Source organism: Pseudarthrobacter linnaei, assembly GCF_055412825.1.
Genome location: NZ_JBVAYX010000007.1, coordinates 44,585 through 57,683, shown reverse-complemented (window position 1 = coordinate 57,683; position 13,099 = coordinate 44,585). Strand labels below are relative to the sequence as shown.

Below are 13,099 nucleotides of genomic sequence, written 5' to 3'. Positions count from 1 at the left end.
GAGGAAGGCGCGGATGCTGACGGGGGTGGAGGTCGTAACTATCGTTGGACGAGCGTCATTTCGAAGCTGTAGGAATCCGCGCGGTAGACGTGGTGGCCGGTCTCCACCTGGCGGCCGGTGTCGTCGACGGCGGTGCGCTCCATGGTGACAAGGGCCGAGCCCGGGGTGGTTTCCAGCAGGGACGCCTGGTAGTCATTGGCGATCATGGCGCCGATCCGCTGTGAGGCGAGCCGGAAGTTCACGCCGCCGTTGCGGAGGATCGCATAGAGGCCCTGTGAGCCCAGGAGCGCCTCGTCGATGGGGGTGATGTCATCGCGCACCCAGTTTTCCATCAGCGCCAGCGGTTTTCCGCCGACCTTCCGGAGCCGGGTGAAGTGGTACACCTTTGCGCCGGCGGGAATCTGGAGTGCGGTGCGGGTGGCGGTGTCGGCCTCATCGTGGGAAAAGCTCAGCACCTCCGTGGTGGGCTTGCTCCCGTTGTTGCTGAGGTCGTCGAACAGGCTGGAGAGTTCGAGAGGGCGCCGGACCTGGCTGGAGACCACCTGGGTGCCGACGCCGCGCTTGCGCACCAGCAGGCCCGAGCGGACCAGCTCGTCCATGGCCTTGCGCATGGTGGGGCGGGAGAGGTTCAGCTGCGCGGCCAGGTCGATCTCGTTGTCGAGCCGGCTGCCCGGCGGCAGGATCCCGCCGTGGATCGCGGCCTCGATCCCCTGGACCACCTGGTGGTAGAGCGGCACGGGCGAGGACCGGTCGACGTTGAGATTAAGTTGATTCGCCACTTTTTGAATTGCCACTGATGAAGCGCTCCCTTGTGCCCGGGACCCGGGCCCAGGTCGGGCCGTCGGTCACGTTCTTCCGCATATGTTCGCTTGATAGGACATACTGCCTAAGTCCATGGTAGCAGGGCATTTCAGGCCAGGGGAGATCTGCGACACACTTCAACAAATGCGCGGAACGGGGCCAGCCGCTCTTCGGCCGGGAGTTCCAGGGCCTCGGGGTGCCACTGCACGGAGGCCACCCAGCGCTGCGGGTCCTCCAGCGCCTCAACCGTCCCGTCCCCGGCCACGGCGGACACGACGAGTCCCCCAGCGACCAGGGCGACGGCCTGGTGGTGGCCGGAGGCGATCTTGACCGTGACAGCTGGGGACGTGCCGCCGTCGCCAGCAACGCCGTCGCCAGTGCTACCGGATCCACCGCCGCCGTACAGGCTGGCAACCCTGCTTCCGCCCTGGACCGCGACCTCATGCCAGGCCCACGGTCCGGCCCCGTGCACCGGCTCGGCTTCCCGGTGCGCCACGGTCCCCGGATCCATGTCCTGGATCAGCGTTCCGCCGTAGAGCACATTGAGCAGCTGGTGCCCGCGGCAGACGCCGAACACGGGCAGCCCGGCGTCGATCGACCGCCGCGCAATGGCCAGATCCAGCTCGTCCTGGGCGTGGCTGACGTCGTAGCAGGCGGCACCGGGTTCCTCGCCGTAGAGCCGCGGGTCAAGGTCGCCGCCGCCCGGTAGGACGACGCCGTCGAGCCCGTCAAGCGGCTCCCCGGGCGCCCTGAGCAGCACCGGCTCGCCGCCGCCGTCGCGCACCAGTTCCACGATGTAATCAAAGAGCGCATTGGCCTCAGCCACCCGTGGATCCGGGTCCGTGGAGCTGCTGAGCCGAACGGGAATCCCGATGCGGGGCCGGGGGCTGCGGGCACGGGGTGGAGTCTGCATGGTTTTATTCTGCAACACAACTTCTGTATCGCAACGCAGGTCTAGGATTGCCGGATGACCAACAGATATCTCGTGTCCCGCAGCCGCTTCATAGCGGCCGCTCCGGAAGCCATCTTCGAGGTGCTCGCCAACCCGGCACTGCACAGCGTGATCGACGGCTCCGACACCGTTAAAGGTGCCCAGCCGCGCGGCCCCGAACGGCTCGCCCTTGATGCGAAGTTCGGCATGGAAATGAACATCAAGCTGGACTACAAGATCCTCAACACGGTCTGCGAGTTCGAGGAGGGCCGGCGGATTGCGTGGCGGCACTTCGGCGGCCACGTGTGGCGCTACCTGCTGGAACCGTCCGCCGACGCCGCCGGCAACCCGGGCACCCTCGTCACCGAACAGTGGGACGCACGCGAAGTACGTGCCCGGATCCTCCTGCGACTGGCCGGTTACCTCCGCCGCCACCCGGCCAACATCGAGCAGACCCTCGCCAAACTGGACGCCTACATGGGCTCCGGGCAGCGCGAAGCCGGCAACGCCGGGGTTTCCTGACGCCAAGGCGGCGCGGATACAGCCGCGCCGCCCGGGGCTGGTCCCGTCGCGTCCGGGCGCTTCTGTAATGTGGATGGCACCGGAAGCAAAAGGAAACACTGAAGGTGGGAACCGCGATGGGCCGCAGGACACTCGTTGACGACCTCGTCGACGGCCTGCTGGCCGACATCCTTGACGGCAACCTGCAGCCCCACGAGGCCATTCCGCCCGAAGCCGACATCGCCAAGGCCTACGACGTCAGCCGCCTCACCGTGCGCGAAGCACTGAAGGCACTGCGGGCGCAGAACATCCTGTACGTGAAAGCCGGGCGGGGAACCTTCGTCAATCCTTCCGACAACTGGACCGGGCTGGATGCGATCTTCAAAGCCGCCTCGCACGACAGCGGGGCGGAGCAGGTGGCCGTGGGGCTGATTGAGATGCGCCGCATGGTGGAAACCGGGGCGGCCGCACTCGCGGCCAAACGCCATACTCCCGAACACGCCGCTCAGATGCGCGAGTGCATCGCGGACATGAGGCGCTTCCATGATTCCGGCGACCTGGAGGCCTTTGTGGCGGCGGACATCGGATTCCATGATGCCGTGCTGAAGGCCTCGGGCAATCCTTTTATCCGGGCGCTGTTCACCCAGCTGGGGCAACTTCTTTACGTGAAGCGGCGCGAGACGTCAGCCGTCGAGGAAATCCAGGTGCACGCCATCGAGTTCCATCAGAAGGTCATGGACAGCATTCTCAGTGGCGACGCCGAGCTGGCGCGCCGCAGCATGGACGAACACATGGACCAGACGTATCGGGACTACGAACGCTACGTGCACAACCCCGCGTCCTGAGCCCACGGCGCAGCAGCCGGGGCTTGACGTAATCCACGTCACTCTCTTATGCTCATTCTCATGCTCTTTCGTCAGATGTCTGACATCTGACGCAGTCCACCTCCAGCTGTCCCTGGACTGAACCTCCCCACCATCCCCACGGAGTCCCGCCACCACCGAAGGTGCCGCCCCATTACACAGAAGGTCGATGATGACTTCACCCTCCCTCAAGTCCGAAGGACTCGGCGAACTTGGCGAGCGCACGCTCCGCAAGGTCCGCCGCCGAGTTATGCCGCTGATCGTCCTGCTCTACTTCATTGCCTATCTTGACCGCAACAACGTGGGCTTCGCCAAACTCACCATGAGCGAGGACATTGGCCTGACCGCCGCCGCCTACGGGCTGGGCGCCGGCATCTTCTTCCTCGGCTACGCGCTCCTCGAGATCCCGAGCAACGCCGGCATGTACCGGTTCGGCGCTCGCAAGTGGCTGGCCCGCATCCTCATCACCTGGGGCATCTTCGCCACGGGCATGTGCCTCGTGAACGGTGAAACCACCTATTACATCATCCGCTTCCTGCTCGGGGCGGCCGAGGCCGGGTTCTTCCCGGCGATCCTCTTCTACCTGACCCTCTGGTTCCCCGCCGCGCAGCGTGTGACCGTGCTCGGCATCTTCATTCTGGCCCAGCCGGTGTCCAATGCCCTGGGGGCCCCGGTCTCCGGGCTGCTTCTGCAGATGGACGGCATCATGGGGCTTCACGGCTGGCAGTGGCTGTACATCATCGAAGGCATCCCGGCCATCCTGCTGGGCCTGCTCACTCCCATCCTGATGACCGACCGCCCGCGGGACGCCAAGTGGCTCAACAATGACGAGCGTGAATGGCTTACCAGCACCATGGAAGCCGAACTGGCCGCCAAGTCCAGTTCGGGCAACCACAACTTCCTGGCCGGCCTCAAGGACAAGCGCACCCTGATCTACTCCGCCCTCTACTTCGGACTGGTCTGCGGCATCTACGGACTGGGCCTGTGGATGCCCACCATCGTCGCTGCGCTGGGCAAGTTCTCCACGACCCAGATCGGCTTCATCGTCTGCATCCCCTACACCATCGCAGCCGTCTTCGTGTACTTCTGGAGCAGGCGTGCTGACCGCACCGGCAAACGCGCCTGGCACACGGCCGTCAGCATGGTGCTGGCCGGCATGGGCCTGCTGGCCGCAGGCTACCTGCTGCCCGTGAACCCGATTCTGGCCCTGATCGGACTGACTGCCTCGGCCATGGGCATCTACGGCGCCATCGCACCCTTCCTGTCCATGCCCTCTGCTGCACTGACCGGGGCGGCTGCGGCCGCCGGCCTGGCCATGATCAACTCACTGGGCAACCTGGGCGGCTTCGTGGCCCCGTACGCCGTCGGACTCCTGAACGATGCCACGGGCAACAACCAAAGCGGCCTGCTGTTCCTGTCCCTCTGCCTGTGTATTACCGCGGTGGCCACCTACCTCTACGCCCGAAAACGGCCTGAAGGCGATGCCGCGCTGGATCCCGCAGTGGCCGCGGCAGTGACCACTGCCCCCACGGCCCCGGCCAACATCTCCTGATACCGAAATCCCTGAAGGAAACACCAAAATGAGCGCAACCACTTTTCCCTCCGAACGCACAGTTGTCCTGACCGGCGCCGCGTCGGCCCGCGGCATCGGCCGCGCCGCCGCTGACCGCATGGCCAGCGAAGGATGGTCCATCGCAATCCTGGACATCAATGCGGAAGACGCCAAGGCTGCCGCCGCGGAGATCGGTTCCAACCGCGCGGTCAAGGCCATCGGCGTCGGGGCGGACGTGTCCGATGCGGCGTCCGTTGACCGGGCCATCACCGAGGTCGAGGACTCTCTCCCGCCGATTGTTGCCCTGGCCAACCTGGCAGGCATCAGCTCCCCGACGACGTTCATGGAAACGACCGTCGAGGAGTGGGACAAGGTTTTCGCCATCAACATGCGCGGAACCTTCATCGTTTCCCAGCGGGTCCTTAAGGGCATGATCGAGCGCAAGCTCGGCCGGATCGTGAGCATCTCGTCGATCTCCGCCCAGCGCGGCGGCGGCACGTTCTCGAAGGTTGCCTACAGTGCCTCCAAGGCCGGAATCCTCGGATTCACCCGTGCTCTGGCCCGCGAAGTGGGCGAGTTCGGGATCACGGTCAATGCCATTGCCCCAGGCCCGATCGACACCGACATCATGGGCGGAACCCTCACCGATGAGCGCAAGGCACAGATGTCCGAGGGCATCATGATGGGCAGGGTCGGCACCCGCGAGGAAGTCGCGGCCCTGATCTCCTTCCTGTTGGGGCAGGACTCGGGCTACATCACCGCCGCCACCTACGACATCAACGGCGGCCTCCAGGTTTCCTGACCGGGATCCCGACCCAAGCACAGGTGCCTCCGCCGGTTTCGGCGGGGGCACTTTCGTGTTGGCGGCCCAGGCGCCTGCCGGAGTGGCGCCTGCCGGGTCTGGGCCCAGGCCGCGGTCTAGGCTGGCACTATGAACGCCGCCCGCAGCCTGTACCCCAGCCCGCGCACGCTGGAGGTCGAAAGCCTGGACAGTTTCGACGGGCTGGTGGCCGCCGGGGCCAGGACCATGCAGGGCTGGCACGCCCAGTCGCTGGACCTGCGCGGACGGACTGCGCAGCTCGAGGCAATGAACCCGCAGGGCGGGATTTTCCTCGGGTGCACGTTCGACGACGGCGTGGAGGATTCGCTGCGCAGCCGCGGCGCCCTCATTTTCCCCAAGCTCGAGGCGGTGCCGTTCAACCCGTACCGCGCGCGGCTGTACACGCCGCAGGAGCTCTACCAGGGGATCTCCGAGTCCCGCTATGAGGACACCCCGGACGCCAAGGTGTACCAGTGGAGCATCCGGCCGGGACAGCGCCACCGCCTGGACGCAACCCTGGCCGCGGCCCTGCACGACCATTCGATCGGCGATGCCCTCGATGAGCTGACCCGTTCGGATCTCTGCACCGGCCGGACCATGGTGGGCGTGATGGGCGGACATGCCGCCAGCCGCGGGTCCGCCGTCTTCGAGGAGGCCGCGCTGCTGGGGCGGCTGCTGGCCAGGGACGGCCGGGTGGTTGCCACGGGCGGCGGCCCCGGGACGATGGAGGCCGCCAACCTCGGCGCCTACCTGAGCGAGGCGCCGGAACGGGACTTCCGGCGCGCCCTGGACGACCTCGCCGTGGTTCCCGGGTTCCTGCCCTCCGTGTCGGCGTGGGCGCGGTCGGCCGCCGCCGTCGTCGAACGCCATCCGGAGGGCACGCCGTCCCTGGGCGTCCCCACCTGGTTCTACGGGCATGAACCGCCGAACTTCTTCGCCACCCACATTGCCAAGTACTTCGCCAACGCCATCCGGGAGGCCGTCCTGCTGGAACTGTGCGACGGCGGCATTGTGTTCCTGCCCGGGTCCGGGGGCACGGTGCAGGAAATCTTCCAGGATGCCTGCGAGAACTACTACGGCGCCCCGGGCACCATCATGCCGATGGTGCTGGTGGGCCTGGAGCACTGGCTGAGGCGCTACCCGGCGTGGCCCCTGCTGCAGAGCCTCGCCGCGGGGCGGCAGATGGAGAGCCGCATCTTCCTGGTGGACACCGTGGAGGAAGCGCTCGCCGTTTTGGACGTCTAGGGGCTCAGAGGTCCTTGCGGCACTGCGCCGAGCCCAGCTCGTACAGGCCGTTCAGGTCCCCGGCGGCCAGGCCGTCCGGGGCGCCGATCTCGGGGTACATCAGCTGCACTGGGTCATCCACATGCTCCAGGCCCATGACATGGCCGAGCTCGTGCAGGATCACCGCGGTGGCGTACGCGGCCCCGTCCGTCCGGCTGAGGTCCTCGGCGATCTGCGGGGCATCGAGTTCCAGGCTGCCGGTGACAAAGCTCTTCGGCCCGTCGCCGAAGCTGAAGTGGGTGCTGCCGCCGGTGCCGATCACCGGTCCCGCGAGCTGCGGGGCCTGTTCCGGAGTGGTCCACGCGATCAGCAGGGGCGCCCAGCGGTCCCCGTAGGCGTCCTGCTGGTACGGGCTGCGGGACGGGGAAGGCGCTTCGGCGGTCGGCCCGTCGTCGACGAACCTGATCCCGGTGGCGCGGGAAATCGTCCTGATCGCGTCCCCGACCAGACGCTCGGCGCCCTCCGGGGCGAGCGCCGCGTTCACCACATAGTGCAGCGGCCGGCACGGCGAATAGCCCACCGGAGTGCCGTCGTCGTTCATGGCCAGGAACCTGTAGGAGTTGCTGGCAGCGGCCGGCTTCTGTGGGCGCCCGAGCGGCTCGTCCTGCTCCCCGACTCCGGGCGGGGGAGTGTCCGTGCGCACGGCCTCGGCGGCTGCCGGCTGCCCGGGCTGGCCTGCCGCGGCCCGGCCCGGCCCGGTGCCGCTGACTTCCACAAGTCCGGCGAACCGCGGATCCCCGAAAATGACGCCGGCGGCCAGGAACCCGGCGCCGGCAACCAGGGCGGCGGCGGCGAGGCCGCGGACGGTCCGCCACAGGGTGCGGGAGCGGCTGTGCCGCGTTGTCCGGTCCCGGAACTCAGGACCGTCCACTAGGCGACCACGGCGCCGAAGGCCAGGCCCAGCAGATAAGTCACGCCTGCCGCGCCCATGCCGATGGCCAGCTGGCGGAGGCCCCGGGAGGCGGGGGAGGTGCCGGAGAGGAGCCCGACGACGCCGCCGGTGAACAGGAGCGCCACGCCCACCAAGGCCGCCGAGAGCACGAGGGCAGCGACGCCGGTCATGCCGAGCACGAAGGGAAGGATCGGGATGATGGCGCCGGAGGCGAAGAAGCAGAAACTCGACGCCGCGGCGCCCCAGGCGGTCCCGACGGCTTCGTGCTCGTCTCGGGCCTCCGGCAGTTCCGGCTGCAGCGAGAGGCTGGGATCGCAGTCGCAGTCCAGCAGGCCCATCCGCTCCGCGACGCGGTGCTCGGCTGCCTCCCGCGACATGCCGCGGGCCAGGTAGACCAGCACGAGCTCGTTGTGTTCGATGTCCAGCGACGGCGCGGCGGCCAGGGTGATCTGGGTGGGGCGGGTCGCCGCCAGCAGTTCGCGCTGGGAACGCACGGAGATGAATTCGCCCGCTCCCATGGACAGCGCCCCGGCCAGCAGCCCGGCGACACCACTGAGCAGGACCACGGAACTGCCGACGCCGGAGGCGGCCATGCCCATGACAAGGGACAGGTTGCTGACCAGGCCGTCGTTGGCGCCGAAGACGGCCGCGCGGAAGGTGCCCGCCAGCCGGTTCCGGCCCCGGGTGGCGAGCCCGCGAACGACCTCCTCGTGGATCTGTTCGTCGGCGACCATGGCCGGGGTAGCGGTGGGGTCGGCGGCGTACGGGGAACGGCTTTCGGCCCGCTGGGCGAGGGCCAGGACGAACACCGAGCCGAAGTGGCGGGCCAGGAAGCCCAGGAACTGGCTGCGGAGCGAGGCGGGACGGGGCCGGCTGGCATGGTCGCCGAGCAGTTGCAGCCAGTGCGCCTCATGGCGCCCCTCGGCTTCGGCCAGCGCGAGCAGGATCTGGCGCTCCTCGCCGCGGCGGTTCTGGGCCAGGTCGCGGTAGACGGCTGCTTCGGCGCGTTCGTCGGCGAGGTACTGCCGCCACCGCTTGATGTCCGCGGGACCGGGTGCTGCCGCACCCGGTGTTGCGGCGGGCGCCTCGTGGCCGGATTCGTGGCGTGGTTCGTGGTTGAACGAGTCAGATGTGGCGTGCTGGGACACGGAAGCTCCTGGGCTTGAAAGGGCATGGTTCGGCCCCATTGCGTATCCAGCGTACCCCGTCTTTCCGCGGATTTTCGGCTGGCGAACCTCGGTGCGGGGTTTAGGCGGACCGTAAAACTCGGCGGTGTCTCGGGGCCTAGCGCAGCCGCCTGAGCCCCGCCCGGCGGGAGCCCTTGACCGCCCGCGTCCGCGGTGTTCGAATGAAAGCCAGGGCGGGCTCTCCGGGGGCTTTGCCGCCACCGAAGTCACACGGAGGTTGCATCATGGACAACAGCGGCTCACGGCCAATCCAGCCCGCCCGGGATTCCCTCGAGTCCGATCCTGCCTACGACTATGCCGACGACGCGCCCGTGAGCGATGGCGCGGAGACCGAGGAAGAGGAGCTTTTCGAAGAGGCCGATCGGCTTGTTCCCCTGGACGAGGAGGACTTCCTGGGCGACGAGACTCCGGTCGTTCCCCTCGAAGGAAAAGAATTCCTGGAGCCCGAGGAGAACGAATGACGCCCCCGCGGGCGGAGTGCCCTGCCGCCTAATGCTCGGCGGCTTAATTGTCCGACGGCGGCGCCCCCTCAAAGGGAGCGCCGCCATCGACCGTTAATTCGCTGTAAGGACCCGAGTGGGTCAGGACCTAGTGGGTCCGGACCCGTGGGTAAAGACCTGAGGGGTCCGGACCTGTGGGTAAGGACCTGAGGGGTCAGGACCTGTGGGTAAGGACCTGAGGGGTCCGGACCTAGTTGGTCATTACCTGGGGGCAAGGACCCTAGTGCGTCAGGACGGGGACCTGTTCTTCCTCGGTGGCGTCGCCGGCGACCCGGCGGTGCCAGTTGGCCATGACCGCGGGATCGGTCGGCTTGGTCAGCAGTGACACCGCGATGTAGACCACTGCGGAGGCCAGCAGGCCGTAGTAGATCGGTTCATTGGCGTAAATGCCGTCCAGCGGGACCTCGGCATTGATCTCCAGGATGATCATGGTGCCGAGGGTGATGACCGAGCCTACGGCCATGGAGGCAGCCGCGGCGACACCGGTGCCGCGCTTCCAGAGGAGCCCGCCGAGGATCGCGACCAGGAGCCCGCCGACGAGGATGTCGTAGGCGATGGTGAGTGCCGCGACGACGTCCTTGGTGATGATGGCGATGACGATGGCGACGATGCCGAGGCCCAGTACCCACATGCGGTTGGCCCTGACGTCGTGCTCCGGGTTGTCCGTGTCATCGGTGTTGATGTCCTTGCCGAACCAGCTGGCGACGAACGGCAGGACATCCGCGCGGGCGACGGTCGCGGCGGCGATCAGGGCGCCGGAGGCGGTGGACATCATGGCGGCGACGGCCGCGGCGAGCACCAGGCCGCCGATGCCGATAGGCAACAGGTTGGTGGCGACCTCGGCGTAGACCACGTCCTTACCGAGGGCCTTGACGTCGATGTCTGGCAGGGCAACACGGGCGCCGAGGCCGATCAGGGCCCCGGCGGCACCGTAGAGGATGCAGTAAATGCCGGCCGTGGCGCCGCCCCAGCGGGCGACCGTAGGGGTCTTGGCGGTGAACACGCGCTGCCAGATGTCCTGGCCGATCAGCAGGCCCAGGGTGTAGACGACGAAGTAGGTGATGATCGTCTGGATGCCGATGCCGTCGATCTGGAAGAAGCTGGCGTCGACACGGGCGCGGATCCCCTCAAAACCGCCGGCAGCGTTGAGCGTGAACGGCAGCATCAGGAAGAAGATGCCGACGGTCTTGATGACGAACTGGACCTGGTCGGCCAGGGTGATCGACCACATGCCGCCGATCGTCGAGTACACCAGGACGATTGCGCCGCCGATTGCGATGGCGAGGGCGCGGTCCCAGCCGAAGAGCACCACAAAAATGGTGGCATAGGCGCCGGTGGAGGTGGCGCAGAGCATGAGCGTGTAGGCGAGCATCACGATCCCCGAGGTCTGGGTGGCGTTGCTGCCGTACCGCAGGCTCAGCATCTGGGACACCGTGTAGATCTTGAGCTTCTGGATGGTGCTGGCGAAGAGCAGGCTGAGCAGCAGCACGCCGGCGCCGATCGCAACCACGAGCCACATGCCGGAGATGCCGAACTTGTAGCCCAGGCCGACGCCGCCTACGGTGGAGGCGCCACCGAGCACGACGGCGGCCATGGTCCCGGTGTAGAGGAACGGGCCGAGGCGGCGGCCGGCCACCAGGAAGTCGCTGTTGTTCTTGGTGCGGGACTTACCCCACCACCCGAACGCCAGCATGGCGACCAAATACACCACCACGATGGCGATGTTGACGAAACTTGCGTCCATTGAGGGCTCCTCTGAGCTGTTCGGAGCAGGGCTGAACCGGCCGGGACTCCAAAAGGCGCCGGGGTCAGGTGCTTCATGACGGGTAGGTTGACGGGTAGCCGGTGGAGTCCCTTTGGTCGGGTGACTCCACCGCCTCCACGTGGCGGTTATTGCCCAATAGGCAACGCTTGTTGCCACACAGTATTTGTGATCCGGGTAACAGTCAAGACGCATTACGCGGCGCGGGTGGATCCGGCGTCCGGAGGATGCCGTCCCGTTAGTATTGCTCCAACGATGGGCCGAGCGGCCGGCCGTGAAAGGTTCCAAAATGAAGGCTCTACCAGTTGAACCGAGCAACGTTCCCGTTGCCATCGGTTCCCGGATCCGCGCCGCCCGCCAGTCGCAGCGGCTCACGATCGAGCAGGTGGCCGATGCCACCGGGCTGACCAAGGGCTTCCTCAGCCGAGTCGAACGGGATCTTACCTCACCCTCGGTCGCGTCCCTCGTGACGCTGTGCCAGGTGCTCTCCATCTCGATCGGCGACCTCTTTGCCGCCCCGGAAACGCACCTCACCAAGAAGAACGAAGGCCCCCGGATCTCCCTGGGCGGCGAAGGGATCGTGGAGCGGCTGCTGACCGCCCGCTCAGAGCGCCGGGTCCAGATCATCCAGGCCGTCATCGAGCCCCGCGGCCGCGGCGAATCGGAGCTGTATGCCGTGGACTGCGACGTCGACGTGCTGCATGTGGTCAAGGGCAGCATCCGGCTGATCCTTACAAATGAGGAATTCGAACTCCACGCGGGGGACACCGTGACCTTCCCGGGCCGCGAGCCGCACACCTGGGTCAACCCAACGGATGAATGTGTCGAGGTCCTCTGGGTGCTGGTCCCCGCCGCGAGCCGCTAGGTTTCCGGGCCCTGTGGTTGGCAGGCTGCGTTCCTGCCCGGTTGCCCGCCCTTGGGTGCCTGCTGGAAGCGGAGGACCCCGGAAATCCGCCGGCGCCCGCAGGAGTGGACCCGAGTAACTGGGCGGGAGCGTCAGGGTGCGGGGCGCGAGCGTTGGCCGAGCACCGTACGGATCTCGGCCAGGACGCGCTCCGGCTCGTACCAGAGGTGCTCGGGCATGTACCGGAGCAGGGCAAAGCCCCTTAGGGTCGCGGCATTGTTCCGGCCCAGGTCCCGGCGCAGGTCCGCGCGCCTGGAGTGGAACGCGAAGCCGTCCACTTCCACGATCAGGAATCCTTCGATCAGGAAGTCGACCCGGCCGATCCCGGGCAGGTACACCTGCGCGTCGTAGCCAATTCCGTTGGCCCGGAACAATTGCTGGGCGTCGACCTCCACTATGGACTCGGCCCGCAGGTCCAGCTGGTTCAGCGCTTTGCGGGCCTGGCCGGACCGGTCGGCCGTGAGCTGGGCCTTCAACAATTCCAGCGGCACTCCATGCAGGCGCATCGCCGATGTCGCGATGGCCGCTGACGCCGGGGGTGCGAGGCAGGACAGCGCATGCAACACCACGTCCTCGACCGCGGCCAGCGGCAGCATCGGATGCCCGTCAAACCGAACCGTGCGGTGTCGAACGAAGCCCGCGCCATGGCCGTGGTTGCAGGCCAGGTGGTGCTGCGCCGGTGGCTCGCGGAGCCAGAGCCCGTAGTCTCCGGCCGCGCTGGCACACGTGACGCGGGCATTGTGCCGAAGCGCTGCCTCGATATCGGGGCGGCATTCCCGGAGGGCCAGCACGCCGCGCCGCGGTTGGCGCACCAGCGTGGCCAAGCGGGAAATGTCCGTCCGGGAATAGCCCGCTGCCAGCAATTGTCCGGTCCGGGCGACGCCGCCCAGCTGGGCCAGGTAGTCCATGGGGTCCATGAAGCCAGTACAGGGGGTGGCGCAGGTCCGCGAAACCTGGCAATCGGGCTATCTGGACAACCCTGGACTGAGGCCGGCCTGCGCCCCTGCCCAGTTACTCGCCGCGGCACCGGACCCGGCCGGCCTGGCAGCCCCGGATTTCCGCGGTTCCGCAGGGCGCCGGCCCGCTACGTGGGAAGGTAACT

13 protein-coding genes are annotated in these 13,099 nt (G+C 67.5%); 7 read left to right on the top strand and 6 right to left on the bottom strand.

Annotation, left to right across the window (positions count from 1 at the left end; genetic code table 11):
• Positions 1-38: 38 nt before the first annotated feature.
• Both ACZYZ3_RS08915 and ACZYZ3_RS08910 read right to left on the bottom strand, forming a co-directional pair.
• The gene (locus ACZYZ3_RS08915) at positions 39-779 is read right to left on the bottom strand and encodes a GntR family transcriptional regulator (RefSeq protein ID WP_463963587.1); all 741 of its coding nucleotides are present in this window, start codon (positions 777-779) and stop codon (positions 39-41) included.
• Positions 780-910: 131 nt separating this feature from the next.
• Positions 911-1,714 carry a gamma-glutamyl-gamma-aminobutyrate hydrolase family protein gene (locus tag ACZYZ3_RS08910; RefSeq protein ID WP_463963466.1) on the bottom strand — a complete coding sequence of 268 codons (804 nt, stop codon included), beginning with the start codon at positions 1,712-1,714 and terminating at the stop codon, positions 911-913.
• A 54-nt stretch (positions 1,715-1,768) separates the two neighbouring features.
• On the opposite strand from ACZYZ3_RS08910, the gene ACZYZ3_RS08905 reads away from it, so the two are divergent.
• From ACZYZ3_RS08905 to ACZYZ3_RS08885, 5 genes are all read left to right on the top strand, one after another.
• Positions 1,769-2,254: an SRPBCC family protein gene (locus ACZYZ3_RS08905; RefSeq protein WP_463963465.1), complete on the top strand. Its 486-nt coding sequence runs from the start codon at positions 1,769-1,771 to the stop codon at positions 2,252-2,254.
• A gap of 116 nt (positions 2,255-2,370) precedes the next feature.
• Positions 2,371-3,078, top strand: coding sequence for a FadR/GntR family transcriptional regulator (locus ACZYZ3_RS08900; RefSeq protein ID WP_463963586.1), 708 nt, complete (start codon positions 2,371-2,373; stop codon positions 3,076-3,078).
• A 187-nt stretch (positions 3,079-3,265) separates the two neighbouring features.
• Positions 3,266-4,648: an MFS transporter gene (locus ACZYZ3_RS08895; protein WP_463963464.1), complete on the top strand. Its 1,383-nt coding sequence runs from the start codon at positions 3,266-3,268 to the stop codon at positions 4,646-4,648.
• A 28-nt stretch (positions 4,649-4,676) separates the two neighbouring features.
• The gene (locus tag ACZYZ3_RS08890) at positions 4,677-5,450 is read left to right on the top strand and encodes an SDR family NAD(P)-dependent oxidoreductase (RefSeq protein ID WP_463963463.1); all 774 of its coding nucleotides are present in this window, start codon (positions 4,677-4,679) and stop codon (positions 5,448-5,450) included.
• 129 nt (positions 5,451-5,579) lie between these two features.
• Positions 5,580-6,713, top strand: a complete 1,134-nt coding sequence (locus ACZYZ3_RS08885) for an LOG family protein (protein ID WP_463963462.1) — start codon at positions 5,580-5,582, stop codon at positions 6,711-6,713.
• Between the two features lie 4 nt (positions 6,714-6,717).
• Here the strand turns inward: ACZYZ3_RS08885 and ACZYZ3_RS08880 are convergent, their stop codons facing one another.
• Both ACZYZ3_RS08880 and ACZYZ3_RS08875 read right to left on the bottom strand, forming a co-directional pair.
• Positions 6,718-7,623, bottom strand: coding sequence for a matrixin family metalloprotease (locus ACZYZ3_RS08880; RefSeq protein ID WP_463963461.1), 906 nt, complete (start codon positions 7,621-7,623; stop codon positions 6,718-6,720).
• Positions 7,623-8,792, bottom strand: coding sequence for a VIT1/CCC1 transporter family protein (locus ACZYZ3_RS08875; RefSeq protein ID WP_463963460.1), 1,170 nt, complete (start codon positions 8,790-8,792; stop codon positions 7,623-7,625). Before ACZYZ3_RS08875 ends, ACZYZ3_RS08880 begins: the two co-directional genes overlap by 1 nt.
• Positions 8,793-9,055: 263 nt before the next feature.
• Here ACZYZ3_RS08875 and ACZYZ3_RS08870 point away from each other — a divergent pair, with 263 nt between their 5' ends.
• Positions 9,056-9,292: a hypothetical protein gene (locus tag ACZYZ3_RS08870; RefSeq protein WP_463963459.1), complete on the top strand. Its 237-nt coding sequence runs from the start codon at positions 9,056-9,058 to the stop codon at positions 9,290-9,292.
• Positions 9,293-9,551: 259 nt separating this feature from the next.
• On the opposite strand, the gene ACZYZ3_RS08865 is transcribed toward ACZYZ3_RS08870, so the two are convergent.
• Complete coding sequence (locus ACZYZ3_RS08865) at positions 9,552-11,075, bottom strand: sodium:solute symporter family protein (RefSeq protein WP_463963458.1); 1,524 nt, start codon at positions 11,073-11,075, stop codon at positions 9,552-9,554.
• Between the two features lie 307 nt (positions 11,076-11,382).
• Here ACZYZ3_RS08865 and ACZYZ3_RS08860 point away from each other — a divergent pair, with 307 nt between their 5' ends.
• Positions 11,383-11,958: a helix-turn-helix domain-containing protein gene (locus ACZYZ3_RS08860; RefSeq protein WP_463963457.1), complete on the top strand. Its 576-nt coding sequence runs from the start codon at positions 11,383-11,385 to the stop codon at positions 11,956-11,958.
• Positions 11,959-12,089: 131 nt separating this feature from the next.
• Here ACZYZ3_RS08860 and ACZYZ3_RS08855 read toward each other — a convergent pair whose 3' ends face one another.
• The gene (locus tag ACZYZ3_RS08855; protein WP_463963456.1) at positions 12,090-12,914 is read right to left on the bottom strand and encodes a DUF559 domain-containing protein; all 825 of its coding nucleotides are present in this window, start codon (positions 12,912-12,914) and stop codon (positions 12,090-12,092) included.
• Between the last annotated feature and the right edge of the window lie 185 nt (positions 12,915-13,099).